21 protein-coding genes, 1 tRNA gene and 1 pseudogene are annotated in these 19,000 nt (G+C 58.2%); 9 read left to right on the top strand and 14 right to left on the bottom strand.

All coding sequences use genetic code 11. From position 1 onward, the window contains the following. The first annotated feature begins 1 nt into the window (after window position 1). Both B0G74_RS14600 and B0G74_RS14590 read left to right on the top strand, forming a co-directional pair. Window positions 2-220: a hypothetical protein gene (locus tag B0G74_RS14600; protein WP_132375493.1), complete on the top strand. Its 219-nt coding sequence runs from the start codon at window positions 2-4 to the stop codon at window positions 218-220. A gap of 2,088 nt (window positions 221-2,308) precedes the next feature. Continuing rightward, entirely contained in the window at window positions 2,309-2,530 is a 222-nt protein-coding gene (locus B0G74_RS14590) for a hypothetical protein (RefSeq protein ID WP_132375489.1), read from the top strand. A gap of 10 nt (window positions 2,531-2,540) precedes the next feature. Here B0G74_RS14590 and B0G74_RS14585 read toward each other — a convergent pair whose 3' ends face one another. Further along, entirely contained in the window at window positions 2,541-3,755 is a 1,215-nt protein-coding gene (locus B0G74_RS14585) for an acyltransferase (protein ID WP_165923858.1), read from the bottom strand. Between the two features lie 346 nt (window positions 3,756-4,101). Between B0G74_RS14585 and B0G74_RS14580 the strand changes: the two genes are divergently transcribed. Then, window positions 4,102-5,208 (top strand): acyltransferase, encoded by a 1,107-nt coding sequence (locus B0G74_RS14580; RefSeq protein WP_132375485.1) that lies wholly within the window; start codon window positions 4,102-4,104, stop codon window positions 5,206-5,208. Window positions 5,209-5,786: 578 nt separating this feature from the next. On the opposite strand, the gene B0G74_RS46615 is transcribed toward B0G74_RS14580, so the two are convergent. The 3 genes and pseudogenes from B0G74_RS46615 to B0G74_RS14565 form a co-directional block, all read right to left on the bottom strand. Next, window positions 5,787-5,978 carry a hypothetical protein gene (locus B0G74_RS46615; RefSeq protein WP_243658275.1) on the bottom strand — a complete coding sequence of 64 codons (192 nt, stop codon included), beginning with the start codon at window positions 5,976-5,978 and terminating at the stop codon, window positions 5,787-5,789. A 155-nt stretch (window positions 5,979-6,133) separates the two neighbouring features. Continuing rightward, window positions 6,134-6,217, bottom strand: a pseudogene (locus tag B0G74_RS46610) (integrase); the annotation flags it as partial. A gap of 301 nt (window positions 6,218-6,518) precedes the next feature. Continuing rightward, a tRNA-Arg gene (locus B0G74_RS14565) sits at window positions 6,519-6,593 on the bottom strand. Window positions 6,594-6,809: 216 nt separating this feature from the next. Here B0G74_RS14565 and B0G74_RS14560 point away from each other — a divergent pair. Continuing rightward, window positions 6,810-7,907 carry a site-specific integrase gene (locus tag B0G74_RS14560; RefSeq protein ID WP_132375481.1) on the top strand — a complete coding sequence of 366 codons (1,098 nt, stop codon included), beginning with the start codon at window positions 6,810-6,812 and terminating at the stop codon, window positions 7,905-7,907. Here B0G74_RS14560 and B0G74_RS14555 read toward each other — a convergent pair. The 10 genes from B0G74_RS14555 to B0G74_RS14510 all read right to left on the bottom strand — a co-directional run bounded on the left by B0G74_RS14555 (window position 7,904) and on the right by B0G74_RS14510 (window position 13,659). After that, window positions 7,904-9,592 carry a hypothetical protein gene (locus B0G74_RS14555; protein WP_132375479.1) on the bottom strand — a complete coding sequence of 563 codons (1,689 nt, stop codon included), beginning with the start codon at window positions 9,590-9,592 and terminating at the stop codon, window positions 7,904-7,906. The two genes, B0G74_RS14560 and B0G74_RS14555, sit on opposite strands and share 4 nt — an antisense overlap. 94 nt (window positions 9,593-9,686) lie before the next feature. Continuing rightward, complete coding sequence (locus tag B0G74_RS14550; protein WP_132375477.1) at window positions 9,687-9,920, bottom strand: hypothetical protein; 234 nt, start codon at window positions 9,918-9,920, stop codon at window positions 9,687-9,689. Window positions 9,921-9,925: 5 nt separating this feature from the next. Continuing rightward, entirely contained in the window at window positions 9,926-10,381 is a 456-nt protein-coding gene (locus tag B0G74_RS14545) for a hypothetical protein (RefSeq protein WP_243658185.1), read from the bottom strand. A gap of 2 nt (window positions 10,382-10,383) precedes the next feature. Beyond that, a complete protein-coding gene (locus B0G74_RS14540) occupies window positions 10,384-11,265 on the bottom strand; it encodes a chromosome partitioning protein ParB (protein WP_243658184.1) in 882 nt (293 codons plus the stop codon). Continuing rightward, window positions 11,258-11,572 carry a hypothetical protein gene (locus B0G74_RS14535; RefSeq protein WP_132375475.1) on the bottom strand — a complete coding sequence of 105 codons (315 nt, stop codon included), beginning with the start codon at window positions 11,570-11,572 and terminating at the stop codon, window positions 11,258-11,260. Before B0G74_RS14535 ends, B0G74_RS14540 begins: the two co-directional genes overlap by 8 nt. Then, a complete protein-coding gene (locus B0G74_RS14530; protein ID WP_132375473.1) occupies window positions 11,562-11,807 on the bottom strand; it encodes a hypothetical protein in 246 nt (81 codons plus the stop codon). Before B0G74_RS14530 ends, B0G74_RS14535 begins: the two co-directional genes overlap by 11 nt. Further along, window positions 11,804-12,181, bottom strand: a complete 378-nt coding sequence (locus B0G74_RS14525; protein WP_243658183.1) for a beta-hexosaminidase — start codon at window positions 12,179-12,181, stop codon at window positions 11,804-11,806. The genes B0G74_RS14530 and B0G74_RS14525 overlap by 4 nt, the downstream gene beginning before the upstream one ends. Window positions 12,182-12,370: 189 nt before the next feature. Continuing rightward, complete coding sequence (locus B0G74_RS14520; RefSeq protein ID WP_132375471.1) at window positions 12,371-12,577, bottom strand: hypothetical protein; 207 nt, start codon at window positions 12,575-12,577, stop codon at window positions 12,371-12,373. A 139-nt stretch (window positions 12,578-12,716) separates the two neighbouring features. After that, window positions 12,717-13,205 carry a hypothetical protein gene (locus tag B0G74_RS14515; protein ID WP_132375469.1) on the bottom strand — a complete coding sequence of 163 codons (489 nt, stop codon included), beginning with the start codon at window positions 13,203-13,205 and terminating at the stop codon, window positions 12,717-12,719. Beyond that, window positions 13,159-13,659: a helix-turn-helix transcriptional regulator gene (locus tag B0G74_RS14510; protein ID WP_132375467.1), complete on the bottom strand. Its 501-nt coding sequence runs from the start codon at window positions 13,657-13,659 to the stop codon at window positions 13,159-13,161. Before B0G74_RS14510 ends, B0G74_RS14515 begins: the two co-directional genes overlap by 47 nt. Before the next feature lie 117 nt (window positions 13,660-13,776). Here B0G74_RS14510 and B0G74_RS14505 point away from each other — a divergent pair, with 117 nt between their 5' ends. From B0G74_RS14505 to B0G74_RS14485, 5 genes are all read left to right on the top strand, one after another. Then, window positions 13,777-14,010: a hypothetical protein gene (locus B0G74_RS14505; RefSeq protein WP_132375465.1), complete on the top strand. Its 234-nt coding sequence runs from the start codon at window positions 13,777-13,779 to the stop codon at window positions 14,008-14,010. A gap of 129 nt (window positions 14,011-14,139) precedes the next feature. Further along, window positions 14,140-14,655, top strand: coding sequence for a phage regulatory CII family protein (locus B0G74_RS14500; RefSeq protein WP_132375463.1), 516 nt, complete (start codon window positions 14,140-14,142; stop codon window positions 14,653-14,655). Between the two features lie 14 nt (window positions 14,656-14,669). Next, window positions 14,670-15,032: a hypothetical protein gene (locus B0G74_RS14495; protein WP_132375461.1), complete on the top strand. Its 363-nt coding sequence runs from the start codon at window positions 14,670-14,672 to the stop codon at window positions 15,030-15,032. A 162-nt stretch (window positions 15,033-15,194) separates the two neighbouring features. After that, window positions 15,195-17,885: a VapE domain-containing protein gene (locus tag B0G74_RS14490; RefSeq protein ID WP_132375459.1), complete on the top strand. Its 2,691-nt coding sequence runs from the start codon at window positions 15,195-15,197 to the stop codon at window positions 17,883-17,885. A gap of 239 nt (window positions 17,886-18,124) precedes the next feature. Beyond that, window positions 18,125-18,907 (top strand): hypothetical protein, encoded by a 783-nt coding sequence (locus tag B0G74_RS14485; protein ID WP_132375457.1) that lies wholly within the window; start codon window positions 18,125-18,127, stop codon window positions 18,905-18,907. The last annotated feature ends 93 nt before the right edge of the window (window positions 18,908-19,000 follow it).

Genomic DNA, 19,000 nt, shown 5'->3' with positions numbered 1-19,000 from the left:
CATGAAACCGATCAAATTGCGTGTGCCGCGCGAGGAAGCCGCCGACCTGCCGGACGATCTCAGCGCATGGGCGAGCCTCTCTGGCGTTGATCCGGGACTGACTGTGTTGGGCGAGCCCGGGTCCACGACCGACAGTAGCTCACCGGTTCTGTACCAGGTCTACGTGAGCCAAAGCTTCTTCGAGCAATTCCCGGAATGGCGGATGTATATCGAGCAGTAGTCGATCACGGCTCGGTAAGCGTTTTTGAAAACATCATATGAAATCCCTGGTTATATTCATCGACAGGTTTCTGTAAGATAATGGCTCACGTCAGCGCCCCGAGCGCGGTGTGTGTGTTTTGAGCCGCAGCGTTGCCTGCGGCTTTTTTTTGCTCAGCCTTTCTGAACCAGGTGGTAGTTTCCCTGGTGGCTCACCTTGGGGCATGGCGGTTGCGCGATGTTGGCTGCATACGCGGACCATCGCGTCAGGAGATTGATCATGGTTTGCCAAACCTATGCTCCGTATCGCGGGTTCAGAATCGACGTTCAGGTCACGACCGGGAAGACGTTGTGTTTGCACAATGTCGGACGCCGGTACAAGGTGTCCTGGACTATCAGTTCGTCGAGTCAACCTGTACAAAAGGTTGCAAGTTTTCCAGAGCAACTGGAATTCATCTCTGAGCAGGATGCGTTCAGATACGCGGAGAAGCGAGCGCATACGTTTATAGACTGTATGCACTCGGAAGACTCCGCCATTTATTCCCTTCGTGATGTTGGGGGCGGTCGCGAGGAAGCGCCTCGCGCCTGAAGGGGGATGTCTGTTTAGCTGGCGTGCACGGGGCCGAGTTGGACCGGTCGTCTTGCGGCTTGCAGCGAGCGGGCGATTGGCTTTGGCGGGCGTGGGCGATGGCGCCAACAAAAAGCCCCCAGCGTTTTGCGCTGCGGGGCTTTTGTGTCAATCACGTGCAGCTAGAAAATCTGGCGAGACAGCATTTCACCAACGCCGTCTAACTCAACAGGCATGTGAACGTGAGCTCCGCCTCCTGCGGCGTCCAGCCACGAACGCCATGAGTTTGCATGTCGACTTGATGCATTTGCTTGCCTCGTTGGGCGCAGTATTCGTCCGCGCGCTTCAGACTCGATGCTTTCACTTCGCCCCATGGTGTCATGCCGCCCCGAACCTGCGTTGTCACGGTGTAGTGTCCATCACCCGCTGGCGTAATTTCCGACACCGTTGTGCATGCGGCGAGCACAGTCAGCATCGCCAAAGATATCTTTGTTCTCATTGATCCCCCGATTTTTTTCGCAATTGTGCTGGCACATGTTGCCCACCGCAAGCGTCCGTTAGTCGAGCACCCTCGACCCATGCCTGGTAACCTTCCGCCACTCGCCGACCCTCAACATTTTGCTCGCCGTCTGTGGGCTGAGATGGAGCATGGCCGCAGCCTGCTTGATTGTCACGTGCACGGGCCGGGCGATTCGCGTGCCACTTCGCGTCTCATACAGATTCACAGCGCGGCTCGCGATGACTTGCAATTGATCTTCGATGAACCGCGTTATAAAGCATGGCGGAGCCAATTTCTGACAGGCACTCTCACTGGAACACAGCCTCATATACCTAGTCGACCTTTCCACTTGGCCGCGTGTCGCTCGAACTGAAAACCGTCTGCGAACTCGTCACGTCTTTTTCAACCGGTACTGGCCCGTTGATATCCAGATGTTCCGGAGCACGGGCATATCCGGATTTCTCACTGCACCCCGACAGAATTGCCATAGCGAGCAAAGCTATAGCAATCGACCGTTTTTTCATCTGCATTTTCCCGGTGATGAATATTCTTATTTGGTTCTCCCCGCTCCGGCCGTTTCATTGCCCGATGTTGCTGCCTTCGCGTCGCAGATACGTCGCTTCGCGATACCAGTCTATTTCGGACCAGATCCAGACTGCGCAGCCGACGATCGACCAAAATAGCGCTCCCTGATGAACCTCATATATTCTCAGCCCGAGCATATAGACAGCTTTTAATATCAATTCTGGCACTGAAAGGACACCGCATATCCGTATCAATGCTCGAACGGTCGTGTTTGTCACTGCTACACTCCTTTTGTATGAGCATATTTTACTGGAAGTGCGATTGACCCTTGATTTGCGCTGCCGCCGAGGAGCCTAACTGCATGGTTTTGCCACAAACGGGCTGCAAAGCTCGTACTTCCGTCGCGCCTTCATTTGGCATAGCCGACGGTCGGCCGGATGTGTGCAGTCGGGACTTCCTGCTCTTAGCGCTTCCGAGTGGTCAATTGGTGACGGGCCGGGTCACTGCGCCGGCCCGGATTGCTGCCGATTGATGACGCAGCGAAAGCGAGTGCGCAGATCGGGTTGATGGAGTTTCAGGTGGCATTGTCTGCGGCGCTCGCAGAGTTTGGCACGCCGACGGCCGCGCCTGGAGTGACGCGAATCGTGAGTGCATTCCTGACAGAGTTGCAGGTCGAACTGGTCAGTGACACCACGGACGGGGCGGCTGACGGCACCGCACATTCCGACAGGGCCCATTGACACACATCAGTCAGCCTGCATCCAACGGCGCGTGAATGTTCTTCGCCACCACTTTTTGCGGACCCTTGCTGATTGGCGCATCGCATGATTGAAAGCGTCGCGCTACCTCGCGTCCCTTCCGCCTTAACGGCTGTTCCAGCAAGCGATAATTCAGTTCTGAGAGACCAAGCATCAACACGAACCAGACCGAGAAGAATCTCAAGAAGAAATTCCCGGCAAAGACAGTCCCTTGCGGTTCTATGAAATACCAGATTGCCCGGGTGATGATCATCGCCGGCAGGTGTATCAAATAGATCGAATATGATCGTGAGCCAACCCATAAAAATATGGGCTTAAGCATCCTGGCTCTGACGATGTAATCACTGTTGAACGATGCGACGAAAACGAGCGCAACGGACACCAATGCAACCAAGCCGGTGGTGAAAGTGACGATGACGGGTTTGCCGGAATCGTTTTCCGGTAGCGAAATGAGTAGAACGACGGCTAAGGCGACGATTGGGAGCGCCAGCCAGCGGCACTCCAAGAACGTAGGCCTTAGTTCCCTATAGATTTTCGTGCGGGTGAAATATGCCAAGAGGACGCCGAGGCAGATCGCGTCGGTTCTCACGTACCAGAGAAAACTAGGAGACTCCCGATGCAGGAACAGTTGGAGGAGTGCGACACCGCCCAAAAAGTAGGGAAGTCGCTTCTTGAAGATCCACGCACAAATGGGGAGAACTATATAGAACTGCTCTTCCAGAGAAAGAGACCACCATACACCTATATCCCCGCAAAATTCCCGGTCGGTCGCGTGGCAAAACGCCCAATGAAAATTCGCAACTTGCAATACCACGGCGGTTAAATCTGCGAAGTTCTGCCTCGGCGATTGCATCAATCCAGTATTTCTTAGCGCCACGCTGAGTACGACGACGATGATCATCCAAAGAAGCGACGACGGCCAGATTCGATAGATGCGCCGGATCCAGAACGCTATCGCGCCTCTCCAAAAAGTAATCGAGTCCCGCGTGCCATCTAGTTGATTAAACAGGCTTTTGGCAATTACGAAACCGGAGATTGCAAAGAAAAGGTCGACGCCTGCCCAAAAATTGAACCATTGATAAAGATGACTCAAACCGGACGGGTTCCAGGGCGTCAAAAAGAGAAGGTGGTCGAATATCGTAATGGTCACAGCGATTGCTCGTAGTGCCTCGATGTCGTCGATGCGTCCGTCGGTGGAGTTCTTCAAAGTCCTATCCAGAAGGGTCGCCGGGGCGGCGTGCAATGATAATGGTCTGGCGAATGGGCTGAGATTATAGACTCGCGACCGAGCCGCAGACACGCAGTTCGCGGAAGGTCAGCTTCTTGCAACGCCCGTGGTAAGAGAGTCGCTTGCCGCCGGCACAAATATTATTCTCGTCGGGCAGTCCACCTTTTCGGGTGGCACGATGACCTGCAACGGTTTTATGCGCGCCCGGCGAATCCGCTGAACTGAAGGGGGAACCTGTCCCTTACCTCAAGTTTCCCCATCCTTTCATAGTGTTACAATCGCCCGCATTGGTAATACGAGCCGGATAACGCCCGGCATACGGGCGATGACTCACCCCAAATCCGGCCGCATCGCAGGCCTAGACGGGCTCCGCGCGCTTTCGGTTCTCGCAGTTTTCCTTTCCCACACCGGTCTTGCTGGCGTCGATGGCGGCTTCATCGGCGTCGATGTATTCTTCGTCCTGAGCGGCTTCCTGATTACGCGCCTGCTGGCTGCGGAGTATTCGCGCGAGCATCGCATCAGCCTTGCCGCCTTCTACGGCCGGCGGGCTCGGCGTCTCTATCCTGCGCTGTTCGGCGTGCTGGCAGCGGTGGCGATCTACTGCCCATTCTTCGAGCCACGCCTGAGCGGCTCGCTGGAAGTCTTTCCAGCGCTTCTCTATGTGATGAATTGGGTTCGGGCATTCGGCGGTTATGACGCCGCGCTGACCGGGCACACCTGGTCGCTGGCGATCGAGGAACAGTTCTATCTCTTGTGGCCGCTCGTCCTGCTAGGCCTGCTGAAGCTCGACCGCCGTCGTGCGCTGATCGGCCTCGCGGCGATCGCGCTAACTATCTGCGCATGGCGCTACTGGCTGTTCTCCGTCGACCATGTGCGACTCGCGCGGATCTATTCGGGCTTCGACACCCACACGGACGGGCTGATCTACGGCGCGTTGCTCGCGCTCATGAGCCGTGAGTGGGTGCGGAAAGTCGGCTACCTGTGGCCGCTCGGCGCCGCCTACCTGTGTGTGGCGCTGTTCAACCCGCACGCGGTCAGGTTTGCGGTGAATCCGCACGGCTACACGGTCACGGCGATCGCCGCGGCGCTGGTGATCGCGCGCGTGGTATCGGCGCAGTCGTCGCTGCTGGTTCGTGGCCTAGACGTCGCGCCGCTGTCGGGGCTAGGTCGCGTGTCCTACGGCTTCTATCTATGGCACTACCCGGTGATCCACGTCATGCTCTACGGCGGCCACGATCCGGTGATGGCATTCTTCGGTAGCCTTGGCTACCCCAAGTTAGCGATGGTCGCCTCGACCTTCGCCGTCTCCCTCGCGTTCACGCTGGTATCGTGGTTCGTGATCGAGAGGCCAGCGATGCGGATCCGCCTGCCCCTGACTGGTCGACCAAATAAAAAAGATTCTGGCTTTTCTAAAAAAGCACGTTCTGCCTGACAAGCCGCACTACACATTCCCGGACGGGGTAACCATACCAACGCGCCTCGCTTGGGTTTCGCGCGTGCCGTTCCGCGAAGGATACGACGCGGTCGACAGTGGCGGCTCGAACCAATACCCGTCGAAGTCGATCCAAGCAAGATCGTGGAACGTTGGTTATAGGAGGCAGAAAGGGCCGCAATGGTCGTCCTGTGATTCGAGTTTCACGCCAGCGTTATCCCGGAACCTCGGCTCCAAACACGCTGACAACGAATGACCGCATGAGCGCGACAAGTGGTGTCGCGCCTGCGGCGTGGTCAGCCTGGAATCCATCGTCAAGCGATCCCGTAAGACAGATCCCATTGCGGCCCGCACCCATGCGGTCAATGACCGCGCCTGCCGCGCCCCAATCGGTCGAGTAGGGCGGCACTACGCCGGGGCCGCTACCGACCGGATAATCCCGCGGATCGTAATTTCTCGGTGCGTCTGCGCTTACTGGATCAAATCGCTTGCTGCGATCGATGGGCGTTTGCAGAGCGCGCGATACCCAATAGTCGAGCAGCGTCCCTTCGAGCTTTTTCGTTATCATTTCCGTGCGTTTACGTTTCACAAGGATCGGTAGAATAACCCGAGCGACCGGCTTGCGCGTCCAGATAATCCGCCCACTCCTGCATCATCTTGCGACGCTCCGGCAGATATTCCGCGCGGACGTAGGCCGCCGTGACCTGATTTCGCTCAGCGTGCGCGAGCTGGCGATCGACGACGTCACGGCTGTAGCCGAGTTCGCGCAAGACCGTTGCGGCCAGTCAGCTTTCTGCGACTCGAACCATGCGCGGGCGACCGCTTCGAACGAGGAAACGGCTTCGAGGGCCCGCGCGCGTTTTACTTCTTTCTTCTGTTCGGATGGGTCGGTTCCTGCGGCCAACAGTTGGCGCGCAGCAAGACACGCCTTCCGGGCGGCGGCGAGCGACACTTCGGGGTAAACAGCGAACGAAGCAAGCTTTTCCTTTCCGTCGAAGCGGTACTTCATACGCCAGTAGCGCGAGCCGTTGGGCATCACCTGGAGATAGAGGCCCTTTGCCATCGGCGAGGCGATAGGGCTGTTCGGCCGGCTTGGCCTTGCGGACTTGAAGCTCGCTCAGAGGCGCGATGCTTAGGCATGGCGTTTGGGGGTATCGAATTTGGGGGTATTCGGCGATATCCCCACCGATACCCCCAACGCATCTGGATTGTGTTGGGCAAACGTGGGCACCGATGGCAGCAAAAAAGCCCCGCAGCGCAAGGCATACGGGGCTTTTATGAGCAAACTTGGGTGGCGCTGGGAAGCTAGTTGGTCCCCCTGACAGGAATCGAACCTGTATCTAGCGCTTAGGAGGCACTTGTTCTATCCATTGAACTACAGGGAGATGGATATTTGCAATGGGAGGATCGGAGCCTTGCTGCTATTGGCTTCCGTCTTATCCCATGGGCGTTTCCGGCTTTTTCGCTCCACCCTAAATGAAGCACCGTGACAGCCTGTGAACCCCTGTTTGTAGCAGTCAGTGCTACACTTTTGCTACAAATCGACCCTGTAGCAGTCGGAAGTGATCTGGCACTGCTACAGTTTCCGGACGGGGTAAAACATGGCTTCAATCCTGCCAGTCGGCAGTCGCTGGCGTGCCCAGGTACGCAAGCGAGGGCAGAGTATAGCAAAAACATTCAAAACCAAAGGCGCTGCCGAGGCCTGGGCGCGGGAAAAAGAAGTCGAAATCGACAAAGGACAGAACACCGTTGATGCGGCGACTGTGACGGTCGGCGACCTCGTCAAGAAGTATCGCGAGGCGCGGGCCGAATCTGATCGGGCCGTCAAACCGAAATCGAACGAGTACTACATCCTGCAGCGGCTGGAGGATGCGTTCCAAAGTCACTTTGCCTCGCGGCTCACCACCCAGCAGATCGTCAAGTTTGCCCAGGATCGCAGGAAAGCCGGCGCCGGCGGTTATACGGTCGACATGGATATCTCCAAGCTGGGGACCGTGCTGCGTCACACGGCGTCACTGCTTGGCCTGACACTACCCGACGCGATTGGCGCAGCCCGGCCAACGCTTCACCATCTGCGACTGATCGATGCCGGCGGCAAGCGGGATCGCCGACCGACGCCAGAAGAAATCGAAAAGATATTCGCCTGGTTTGCCGAGCATCCGGAACGTCAACAGGCAATGCCCGATCTGTTGCGCGTCGCCATGCAGTGCGCGTTCCGTCGTGGTGAGCTGTTCAACCTGCGCTGGGATGATATCGACGCCGAAAACCACCTCGCGCTCGTGCGCGATCGCAAGCATCCCCGGCAGAAGGTTGGCAACAACGAATGGATCCCGCTGATCGGTGACTCGTTCGAGGTCATCATGCGGCAACCGCGCTATCCGGTGCCGCCGGAATATGCTGAGAAGCGCAACGCGGATCCGAAGATGCCGCCGCACAGGAACGAATACATTTTCCGGTTCGACAAGGGCACGGCGAGCAAGTACTTCAAGCAGGCGTGCGACGAGAAAGGGATTGTAAATCTGCACCTTCACGATCTGCGGCACGAAGCAACTAGTGCGCTGTTTGAGGCGGGCTGGCAGATCCCGGAAGTTGCCGCGGTGACGGGGCACAAAGACTGGCGGAATCTGAAGCGGTACACCAACCTCGACCCGGCGCAGGTGGCGAAGAAAGGACGCCTCAAGCTTGTAAAAACTGCCTAGTTTTTTGGGTCCGCGTCGGGATTCAATTCGACTCCCCAGCGTTTTACGCGGATCTCATTCACGGCGGATTCGTTGGCAATGGCTTTTAGCGTAGCAATCATAGTCTGGCGGACCGTTTCCATTTCTTCGTCTGTGCCACGTGCGCGCATGATTCCTTCAACAAGCCGATTTAACATCGGCCCTTGATTCTGTTTGAGTAACGTGACCATTTCAGCGGGGCTAGCCGCCGCGAGTGTCGACGGAATCGCCTCGTCCCAATGTTTGTTTTCGATGATCATGTCAGCCGCATTCTGCAGCGTAAACTCTCGACGACTATTGCGTAATTCCTCAAAACAGCGCTCCCGGAACCGGGCGTCATCTACATCGCCCAGTCTGCCCTGATGATCGATGTCAAAGACCTTGGGCGTTGTTCTTCGTTGCTGAATGTAGGATTCAATGGCAGCGTCCGCTTCGTTGTCGTATCCGAGCTCCCTCATCAGTCTTACAGTGGAATTCAAATTTACCGGCGAGATCACTGTCGCAGCCTCGTCGATTGCATCGCACCAAGCTCTTACCAAGTCCGCTGCACTGACATCGAGTCTGTCGTGAAACAAATTCCAGGCAGCGGTGAATTTGGCGTTCATTTCGTCACGTCGAGCGATCGCGTCGAGCGCGGCTGCCTGATCTTCGGCCCCTGACCCGGAAAGATAGCCGGATTCCATCGCCGTCAGAATCGCTTCGTCAAACTCGTCGGCGTTCGTGAAGTTGCAGCGATCCAGTAGCGTTATCCAATATGGATCCGGTTCTGCCTCGCGCCGATTTTCGTTTACTCGTTCAAATGCACGAAGGAGCGAGTTGTACTTGAGAATTTCCTTGCCTGTAGGGAAGCCCCGGCCGCGCTCGTACAACGCGGCTGCGAACACGCACACAGACACGACCAGTTGCGTTTTCAAAGCTTCCGACCGCCCATCTACCACAGGGAAAAGCAACTTTAGGCTACGTTCAATTTTTTTGATGACGCGGATATTTGAGAACTCCAAGCGTTCGATATAGTCGAGAGCGAGCTCGCGTAAGGGTGTCTCCTCCGAGCATCCCAATTGCCCCGCTTCTGCGGGGGTAAGCGCAAACAGAAGTTTCTGGTCAATCACCTTTTCGCTATAGCGCTCAAAATCTTTCTTACTTTCGTCTAAGTGATCCTCGTTCAGCACAAGAATAACCTTGCACCCTCTTTGTTCTTTGAGTTCAGACACGAGGCCCATCAAGTCCTGAATTGGGACATTCCTGCTGAGGCGCTCGATGTCGTCTAGGCAAACTACAGTGTCTTTGACCAATGCGCTGGCGATGGTCTCGGCAGCGACGACGAAACTGCCTATACCGAAAGTCTTTAGTTCGCGGAACTGATTTGCGAGGTCCCGGAGCGGTAGACGCTTTGCCACCTGTTCGCGTCGCGATTCGTCGGTTTCCTCTTTGAGAGGCAGGCTACGCTTTCCAGTCAAGATTGCGGTGCGGACCGCCGCAATCGATTGAGCTCCGAAAAGGGAAACATAGGAGTATTGCTTGAGGGATCCTTTGCCGTTATATCCCGCAATGATCTTGCGTATCGCATAGGTTTTTCCTACGCCCCAAGGACCGGTCACGGCGAGGACTTCCGGCACTGGCGAATCGATGAAATCGACGACAACGCTCTCCACATGCTCTCGCGACATGTTCTACCCCGGTTACGAATGCAAATTGACTGCCCTGGGGCAGTCGGAACGGATGCACACTATACCGAATTTGCTGGACTTGGCAGACGACGCATTACCGGGAGCAAAGGGACCTCGCTTTTTCAGACATGGCATCAAGGTATTCGGCGACGGCGTCGTAAGGCGCGTAGCGGGCCGCACCTTCCTTGTATGTCGCTATTGGAAATGTTTCAGCGCTGACCTGATTGCGAATCGTGCCCTCGGACATTGCGAGCAGGGTCGCAAGTTGACCCATAGTCAGCCGCACGCCGAAGCGTTCCAGAATGAATGCGCGGGTTAGAAGACTCATTGTTACTACTCCGTTGGTGTCGGCCGCATCGCGCGATCGAGCATCATCAGTCCTGTTTCGAGCTGGACGCCGGCGGCGCTAGCCCACGTGCGTGCTTCCTGCGCGGCTTTGTGCCGGCGATAGCTGCCCACCTCGTCGCGCATGAGGTCGAGCAATTCAATGTCCGCGCCATGCACGACGACGTCGACCAGTTGACGAATCTCGTGGCGAATCGCGTTGATCCGTGCGAGGGAGGCCAGTCGGGAATCCGACTGGCCTTCGTTCATCTGGATAGTCTTGCGCCGCGTGAGCGGAGCCTCGTCCTTGTGGATCGCATTGGCGGGCGTGAGCACGCCGCAGTTGACGTCGTCGTTCGATGCGTGCGCCGGAACGGCACCAGCGAGCGAAAGCCGTGGGCGTTTGTCCGCTGCTTCCCGCTTACGCGGCAGCGGACGTGAGGTAATAATGGCCGGGCGAACCATCTTCAACCTCCTCGCTTCGTATCAAGTAGATCTTTCACGGGCAGCAGGGCGGTGTGAACTCCTGCGATGGTCTGCTTTTCCAATTGGCCGAATGCGCGGTCATGGAGCACAGCCTGCAGGGCCTGCAAAAGTTGCTTTGCCTGCAAGTCGGTGATTTTGTGCGTAGCCGGCTTGTCGAGAGCCTTCTTGGTGACTTTGGCCTTCCCGCTGGCCTTCACCTGTGCTGCTGCGTTCGAAAGGCGCTCAAGCGCTTTCTCGCCACCATGCGTCCGGATTTCCTCAATCGCGAGCGTCGACGCCACTACCTTGTCGCGGACGAGCTTGTGAAGTGCGACCGGTGCCTGGGCGAGCAGCAGTACGTCGCGGATCGTCTGGTCTGTAATGTTCAGCCGCTTACAGATCGTGGAATTGGGCTCGCCGAGCTGCTGCAGCTCCACGACCTTCTCCGCCAGCTGTAGCGGCGTCAGCTTCTCGCCATCGTTGTTGGTGATGCCCGAATAGATGAGGTTGACGCGGTTGACTGATTTCGCCTCGTCGATCACGATCGGAAGGCGGTCGATCTCGGCGCCTTCCTGAATGGCCATCAGTGCCGCGTGAAAGCGGTGCTGCCCCTCGTACACGAAGATTCGGTCTTGACCCCCGACTTTGCGCACAAAACAGCCGAGCGGTTTTTTACGGTCGTATCCGTTGGCCACTATCAAGCTGGCCAAGTGACGAACCCGCTCCATATCCAGTGGGCGAACGTTGTCGCGCGGATCGTAGTGGATCTCACCCGGCGGGACAGTCCAGAGGTCCGATGATCCACCGCCGGCAGCTTTGACCGCGGCCTTCGTGTTGCCGGTGACGATCATTGCGTCAAGAACGAGTGGGCTGGTCTTAGGCATGATTCGCCTCCAGCGTGGACGGGATACCGCCTACATCGGCGAACGTGGCATCCGGAGCATAGTGAAACAGCGTGCCGTCAAACGGAGCGATACCTACCCCGGCGAGCCAGTACACGAGGCGTTCGTCGGAGCGCCGGATAGCCTGCCGCACGACCGTGGCTCGCACGAGCATGTGCAACTCGAGGCGGAGTGCCTGTCGATCGGCGTGCGGCAATGCGGCCTCAACATTGTCGATTGTGAGCGGGTCTGTCTGGCTAGCAAAAAGGGCGATCAACGCCTTGCAGATCGGGGAGAGGTCAGTCGGCATGTTGTCTCCGGATGCGCCCGTAAAGGGTTACACGCAGGAACGGCCGGGCAAAGCAGACAGCGCAGAACAATGCGATAGCCACGACGACGAGCTTGCCGGCGGAAACACCGGCGAATAGCCAGAGCACGGTGTCTGCGAGACCGAACAGATAGCCAACATGGCGTCGCTGAGCCGGGCCAGTGAGGAACCACGCAGTGCAGCACGTGGTGATGGCGATGAGAAGGGCGAGGATCATGCGGCCTCCTTCACTCGCGTCGCGCGTGGCTTGCGGGTTTTCGCTTTGGCGATTGTCTTAGCGGCGAGCGACTCGGCCTGTTTGCGGCGGGTCTTTTTGATCGCCGTCGCGCAGTCGTCTTCATTCGGATACGAGATCGACGTGCCGGCGACGGCCGTACCGTCGAGGATTATGTAGAGCGTGTGCACGCTGCCGGCGAGAGGTCGGCGCGCAACGACGTACCTTCCCACCATGACAGGTGTGGTCGCGCGCGGTGCCATCGGATCGTAATGAACGATAGAGCGCAGGCCGATGGTATCTCTGCGGGTCGGCTCCTGCGGAGCATTGAGTTTTGGTCTGTGCATGTGGCGTTTATTCCGTATCGCCAGCGGCAAGACGCTTGCCGTCCAGCGTGGATTGGTCTGTTCGTTTCTGCCTTTTGCGCAGCTCGGCGCAGTTGGCGAGGCAGATCCGCAGGGCGGGATTAGTGACGGCGTCGACAGCCGAACCGCGTACGTGACGGAGACGAAATTCGCTGGCTATCTCGGCGTCGCTGACGGGGAGTCGGTCTGCCATCGCGTCAGTTACGCCATTGGGTGGATCGGTTTTGCGATTCCCCCTGTTGGCGGCGGAGCAAGCACATTGATGGTCGCCACGATGACGGCGACCACAACGACCAGGCGCCATGCCAACGACGTTTCAAAGTCACTTTGCGACGGCGCCAATTCTTCTTGCATCAGGCGAAGCCACGCCCGGCGGTCATTCCCAGCTGAATCACGTATGGAATTCATGCGATCTCCTGTTCCGACGCAAATGCGTCAGACGAAAGATAGTCTTTTATGGCTTACGCCGTCAAGGCATAAATGGCTATTTCTGTTTGGGAAATGCAGCACGCGACAGTTGGCGCATGCTGGGTTAAGTCGCCGGTGCCTACCTGAGGGGGCGCAGACGCGTCAGGGCGTAGGAGATGCCGACTTGCGCAGTCAGCGACAGTGCAGCGTCAATCCACGGCACGGTGTTGAGATACGTTGCAGCCATGCAGGCGAGTGAAAAAAGCGGGACGAGTCTGGTGAAGCCGCCGTGTCGCCGAGGCGGAGGGTGGTTGTCGCCGTGGGAATTGATTAGTTTCCTGAGGCGCAGCAGGCCTGCGCTGATCGCCGGCGTGAACTCGGGTTCTATACCGGTTGCCGCTAGTGTGACGGTGCCGTCTTGCGAAAGGAGAACGACCGCGAACGCGATAGCCGGTGAGCTGAGCCCATCAAACTGGGCGATAGCTTCGGATCTTGCGAGTCGGGCCCTGGTGGCCGCAGCTGAGCGGTCGGGGGAGATGTAATGCTTAGTGGTGAGTCTTTTCTTTCTGTAGCTAGTGAAATCAGCGACGTCCGCGCCTTCCACCGTGAGGTTTGGTTTGGTCTTCATCGATGCTCAACGTTTTGTTTGAAAGGTCTCGTTGAGCAACGCGCTTAACCATCTCTTCTTGTGCGGGGGTGGGTTTCATTGCCTCGGAATATTTAAACGGCGCGTCGCTCACCGAGTTCTTATCCTGCGACACAAACGTGAATTCGATAAATGACTCGATCTTGGCTCGATCTGCCAGCGATAGCTTTGCGAACTTTTGGCGATCGTAGCGGAGTTCGGCAACCCCTGACGTGTAGTCGGTCAAAAGGTCGGTGACAGTAACACCAAGCGCTTCTGCGACTCTTTCAACATGCCCCAGCTGCGGGTCCACCTCGCCGTTCAGCATGCGTCCGACGGTTCGTTGGGCAATGCCGGACTTCTGGGCGAGGCGCATCTGCGTGTCAAGCGTTGGATGCGCAGCCATCGCCTGCCGAAGGTTTGTCGCAAGCACGGCTCGGATGGGGGTCTTTTTCATGCGATCTATATTGCCAAATATGGCTAGACACTTGTGTCCTCTTTCGTACATTACTTCGGGTTGAAAAATAGCCATAAAAGACTTAAGATCGGGCCTGACTACATCTCGGAGCATGCAATGGAGCAAGGACAGGTGTCATGGTTGGCGACCGTAGTTCGCTCTCTGCAGGAAACCAAGGGCAAGTGGCGGACGATTTCGTCCGTGACGGGGATTCCATACGACACGCTCACCAAGGTAGCCCTCGGCCGGGTCGCCGATCCTCGCGTCTCGACGGTGCAGGCCTTGCATAACTATTTCGCAAGTCGGCCTACCGAGACGTCGCCGGCCGATCGCGCTCGCACGGCGCACTAACTCTTTTTTAAGCATTGGTGTTGAGCGGCGCCACGGGTGAGAAGAGCGACGGTGAGATCGCATAGTACGAGCGCCTGACAGCGGCAAACAGCATGAAAAGCCGTATCGACAAAGACACCGGGGATTCACATGACCTGCAGATACAGCGGCACGGATTGGCTAGACGTTCTTTATACGTCGGTACGCGGCACGCCGGGCGGCGTTGCAGACGCAGCGGCTTTCCTGACCAATCGTCGCGGCAAGAGCATTGGCACTGAGTCCTTGCGCCTGCGTTTGCGCGGGGAAGGCGAAAACCGTCTCTCGATGGAAATGTTCGAGCTTCTAATCGAGTGGATGGAAGAAAAGCGTCAGCCACAGCGCTTCGACGTGATTCATGCACTCAACGAACGTTTCGGACTTCGGGCGACCGAAGCCACCGAGCAGGATGGGCCCGACAGCGTCGAGGCGGTTGCGCTTGGCGCGTTGGAGCTTGCTCGGCAATCCGGCGTGGTGGCCGGCGAAGTGCGCACGGCAATCGAAGACGGGCGCATAACGGATCAGGAAGCCGACGCAATCGTGCTCGCTGCTCGTGATAATCAGCGACTGCTTGACCGACTCCTGCGCACCGTGCAGGCCGTTAGCAGGTTGGGTCGCCGTCAAGCATGAGGTTTTGTCCTGGAATGTCATGCTGCAACCCGCACCGTGAGCGGGTCGAACTGTCCTGCGACGTGAATCAGCAACTCGCGTGCGGCATGTCCGCGCTCCAGTGGATGGCCGATCGAGATCCGGACCACACGCCGCAGTTTCTGGCTTCCCTCATCAATACCTTTCCCCGCGACCTCGCTCTGATTCGACAGGCGGCCTTGCGCGCGGCGGTTATTCCCCTGTTCGTTGAACGGTCCGCACAGGCCTGTGCGGCATTGAAGACCAAAACTGAGCGACATGACTTCAGGCGACAACTGGCGGGAGGGCTCGCGCCTGCCGATCTGGATCGCTTTGATCAGCTCATGTCCGCTGAATGGCGCCGCCTTCGCGGCAAGTAATCAGGGAGATCTCAAAGTGACTTTGCGCGGTGCGAGTTCATTGCTTCGCCGTAGTAACCCGTCTTTCGGACGTTCTCCGTCCGGTCCACAGATGTACGCCGCCGGCCGCGCCGCGTGGCGTGCGTTTTCTCATCAACGCGAACGCCAGAGGAGGATCAACGAATGTCTTCGTTAGAGCAGATCGTTCAGCAGCTCGAGGCTGATGGTCATCCGAAGCTGCCTGACGGCCACCCGATTGCCGATGGCAAACCCCATCGGTATGGGGCTGGAAAAAAATACTGGTACTCGCTCCACCAGATCGAGCGTGCGGGCAAGGTCCTCGGCTACACCGGTGCATTCGGGCGCTGGTCCGGCAATGACAACGGCGCTCAGACTTTCCAGTGGCAGGGCGAGGCATTGACGCCGGAAGACGTCAATAAAGCACGGCAGCGTCAGCAGGCCGCCGATCGTGCGGAAGCCGAGAAGAAGGCACATGCGGCGAAACTCGCCGCGAATCGTGCGCGTGATCAATGGCAAAGAGCAAGTGACGACGGCACGTCCGGCTATCTCGACAGAAAGCAGATCACGCCAGAGGGCGTGCGCTTCGATTCCGAAGGCACGGTGCTCGTTCCGATGTTCCAGTACGCCGACAGCATCCGGCTCGTCGGCCTGCAAAAGATCACGCCCGATGGCGCAAAGCGTTTTAACAAGGGCATGGAGAAGAAAGGTGCTGCGTACCTGCTCGGCGAGATTAGCGATGATGACAAGGTCGCAATGGTCGCAGAAGGGTATGCGACCGGACGCTCAATCCGGATGGCGACCGGCGAGGCCATTCCGCTGTCGATCTGCTTCGATGCCGGCGGCATTCTGCCCGCAGCGCGTTACCTGCGTGATGTCTACCCGGATCTGCATCTGCTGATCTGCGCGGACGACGACTGGAAAATCGACCAGCGGCTGCGGGACTGTCTCGCCGAAGAGTTTGGCTATACAGGCGAACTGGCAATCGGTGGCGATGCCGTGCGCGTCGAAACAAAAAACACCTGGTACAGGATGCGCGCTGTGTTCAGGCGCGACGATCAGGGCGTCGGATTTATCGAGTTGTCTTACGGCAATGACGTGGCGCCGGAGCGCCGCAAGCGGTTTGAGAACGCCGGGCTCAGGTGCGCATTTGAGGCCGTTGCGGACGTCGGTAATGCGAGCGTCGTGTTCCCGCGCTTTGCCGGCCGCGGTGACCGTAAGCTCACCGATTTCAACGATCTGCATTGCGAGGAAGGTCTCGAGCCCGTGCGGCAGCAGATCCAGTCTGCGCTGTTCGCTGCATTGGCGCTGGCCGCACAGGACATCCCGCTGGCTGCACCCATGCAGGATCAGGATCTGGCAGGCGACCCGCTATACGACAGGGCGGTCGCCGTTGTGCGCGCAGCCCCGCGGGCTTCAGTGTCGCTCGTGCAGCGTGAGTTGCGCATCGGCTTCAATCGCGCGGCTCGGCTGATCGAACGCATGGCGTCAGACGGCGTCGTTTCCGACGAAAGCCCGAACGGTACGCGCTCGGTGATCGACGCCGCCAATGTAGAGCGCGCGACATCCGCTGGCGCTGCGACAGAGGAGAACGGCGGTCACGATGTCGAGAATGGTGCACATACGTGGGAGCGTGATCTCGCGCGAAGCGACAAAGGCAATCTGCTGCCCACGCTCGGTAACGTGCATCTGATCCTGTCGAATCACAAGTCATGGCAGGGCGTCATCGCCCAGGACGACTTCGCTGGCCGCGTTGTGAAGCGTAAGAGGCCGCCGTTCGCGCAGGGGGAGGTCGGCGAATGGTCTGACATGGACGATATCCGCTGTGTGCTTTGGTTGTCGCAGAAATACGGAATATCGGTGCGGCAGGACATCGTGATGAGCGCGGTGCTGCTGGTCGCCGACGCGACGCATTTTCACGACGTGCGCGAATACCTCGAATGTGTCGTGTGGGACGGTGTCGAGCGCGTGCGTACCTGGGCAACGCGCTATATGAAGGTGGCCGATAGCGAGTATGTGCAACTGGCCGGCACGAAGTGGCTCATCGCGGCAGTCGCGCGCGTGATGCGGCCCGGCTGCAAAGCGGACAACGTGCTGATTCTGGAAGGCAAGCAGGGCTGGTACAAGTCGACCGCGCTGGAAGTGATCGCGGGCAAGCCGTGGTACACGAACTCGCCGATCCGTATCGGCGACAAGGACACCTACGCCGTCATGGCGGGCAAGTGGATTATCGAACTGGCCGAGCTGGATTCACTTAACAAAAGCGATTCGTCGGCCGCCAAGAGCTTCTTTGCGACGGAAACGGACCGGTTCCGCAACTTCTATGGCAAGCGTGCAACGGACGTGCACCGGCAGGGCGTGTTCGCCGGCTCGGTCAACTTCGACACATATCTCAAGGACGAATCCGGAAACCGGCGTTACTGGCCGCTGCGTGTAGGAGGCCCGATCCTTATCGACGACCTGCGCCGTGACCGCGACCAGTTGTGGGCAGAGGCCGTGCACCTGTACCGGCAAGGTGTCATCTGGCACGTGACCGAGGCCGAAAAACCGCTGTTTGAAAGCGAGCAGACCGAGCGCTATGAAGGTGACGTCTACGAGGACCGGATCGCGCGCGATCTGGAGCTCCGGTCGCGCGTCACGATGGAGGAGATCCTCGCCGACATTCTCAAGCTCGACACGTCGAAGTGGACGCTGCCCGAGCAACGCCGCGTCGGCAAGGCGCTGAAATCACTCGGGTGGGTGCGCAAGCGGGAGTCGACGGGCCGGCGCGATTGGTACTACGTCAAGGAAGATGAGGCGCCCGCACCGGTGATGGAACTCGCGACTCAAGGCGCGGACGATGATGCACCGCTTTGATTTTGTGTCTTTCTGGCGCGCTGCGCTTCGGTTTTCGGCGCGCTTTTGCGACAGCTTTGGCGCGCCGTTTTCTGGGTGCAGCGTCGTCCTGTGTCCCAACGTCCCAAGCGATCGCCTTGCGTGTGTGCGCATGCCCGCGACGTGCGCGACGTGAGGGTGTGCGCATGTCGCGGGCGCGCACGCACCCACAAGCCTTTCCCTTGGGACATTAGGACATTGGGACATAGAAGGGGATAAAGATGATCGACCTGAAAGAACGAGCCGGTGTCGCAATGAATGTCCGCAGCCAGCTGGGCGAGCCGACTGGTGATCCAAAAGTAACTTTGGGCGCGCTCGCATTTGCAAACGAACTGGGCAATCTGCTGTGGAGAATGAAGTATGGGCAGGACATTAAGCGAAGCGGCCTGCACCGCGCGACATTGTTGCTGGCGAGTCGCATCCGGTGGTCGGGGAAGTTCGCACGCGGCAAATTCACTGGTCTCGATCGGAAAGAGAATCGCGATCGGCGTGCGGGTCGCTCTGTTGAGCGCTCGCATGCCGATATCGTCGAGCGATTCGCTCAGCGTGTGATTATCGAATGGGTTGCAGACAAATGCCCTCATTGTGAGGGGCGCGGTGTGTCCGGCCGATCGGAGAAGCGAAACACTGCAAAGATCGTCGAGGTCAAGTGCGCGACCTGTCATGGCGAGCGCTTTCTGGTGGTCGATGAGGAATACATTCCATTTGCGCACAACGGCCGGGGGCCGATGGCTTTTCGCGAATACGAACGGTGTGTCACCTGTCATGGTCGTGGCACGATCCGCAGCGAACAGAAGGCTGTGCGCGATGGACGGCAGATCTGCCGGTTCTGCGACGGGTCGGGTAGGCATCCGGTCGACGAAGCAGCGCGCGCGGTAGCGCTCGGCGTGTCGCTCGATCTGTACCGCTCACAATGGGCTCGCTACTTTCACGGCGTGTTCGCGGTGCTCGACAAGGTCGACGGCAGCGCGGCTGACACGATGCGTCGACAGATGCGAGCATGAAATTCTTGCAAACCAAGATTCAATCGAATATATTTCGGCCATCCTTTACCGAGCCACTGGATACCCGCTGGCACCGCGCGTTAGTCGTGCAAA

This window comes from Paraburkholderia sp. BL9I2N2 (assembly GCF_004339745.1).
Classification (GTDB): Bacteria; Pseudomonadota; Gammaproteobacteria; order Burkholderiales; family Burkholderiaceae; genus Paraburkholderia.
Note: the sequence above shows the minus strand (reverse complement) of the source record. Positions and strands in the feature narration are given on the sequence as shown.

Excerpts from the sequence above, each read along its gene's own strand:
- B0G74_RS14510 (WP_132375467.1), bottom strand. The coding sequence starts at position 13,659 with ATGAAAAAGACCCCCATCCGAGCCGTGCTTGCGACAAACCTTCGGCAG.
- B0G74_RS14515 (WP_132375469.1), bottom strand. The coding sequence starts at position 13,205 with ATGAAGACCAAACCAAACCTCACGGTGGAAGGCGCGGACGTCGCTGAT.
- B0G74_RS14555 (WP_132375479.1), bottom strand. The coding sequence starts at position 9,592 with ATGTCGCGAGAGCATGTGGAGAGCGTTGTCGTCGATTTCATCGATTCG.
- B0G74_RS14540 (WP_243658184.1), bottom strand. The coding sequence starts at position 11,265 with ATGCCTAAGACCAGCCCACTCGTTCTTGACGCAATGATCGTCACCGGC.
- B0G74_RS14545 (WP_243658185.1), bottom strand. The coding sequence starts at position 10,381 with ATGGTTCGCCCGGCCATTATTACCTCACGTCCGCTGCCGCGTAAGCGG.
- B0G74_RS14490 (WP_132375459.1), top strand. The coding sequence starts at position 15,195 with ATGTCTTCGTTAGAGCAGATCGTTCAGCAGCTCGAGGCTGATGGTCAT.
- B0G74_RS14500 (WP_132375463.1), top strand. The coding sequence starts at position 14,140 with ATGACCTGCAGATACAGCGGCACGGATTGGCTAGACGTTCTTTATACG.
- B0G74_RS14530 (WP_132375473.1), bottom strand. The coding sequence starts at position 11,807 with ATGATCCTCGCCCTTCTCATCGCCATCACCACGTGCTGCACTGCGTGG.
- B0G74_RS14495 (WP_132375461.1), top strand. The coding sequence starts at position 14,670 with ATGTCATGCTGCAACCCGCACCGTGAGCGGGTCGAACTGTCCTGCGAC.
- B0G74_RS14550 (WP_132375477.1), bottom strand. The coding sequence starts at position 9,920 with ATGAGTCTTCTAACCCGCGCATTCATTCTGGAACGCTTCGGCGTGCGG.
- B0G74_RS14600 (WP_132375493.1), top strand. The coding sequence starts at position 2 with ATGAAACCGATCAAATTGCGTGTGCCGCGCGAGGAAGCCGCCGACCTG.
- B0G74_RS14505 (WP_132375465.1), top strand. The coding sequence starts at position 13,777 with ATGGAGCAAGGACAGGTGTCATGGTTGGCGACCGTAGTTCGCTCTCTG.
- B0G74_RS14485 (WP_132375457.1), top strand. The coding sequence starts at position 18,125 with ATGATCGACCTGAAAGAACGAGCCGGTGTCGCAATGAATGTCCGCAGC.
- B0G74_RS14560 (WP_132375481.1), top strand. The coding sequence starts at position 6,810 with ATGGCTTCAATCCTGCCAGTCGGCAGTCGCTGGCGTGCCCAGGTACGC.
- B0G74_RS14580 (WP_132375485.1), top strand. The coding sequence starts at position 4,102 with ATGACTCACCCCAAATCCGGCCGCATCGCAGGCCTAGACGGGCTCCGC.
- B0G74_RS14535 (WP_132375475.1), bottom strand. The coding sequence starts at position 11,572 with ATGCCGACTGACCTCTCCCCGATCTGCAAGGCGTTGATCGCCCTTTTT.
- B0G74_RS14520 (WP_132375471.1), bottom strand. The coding sequence starts at position 12,577 with ATGAATTCCATACGTGATTCAGCTGGGAATGACCGCCGGGCGTGGCTT.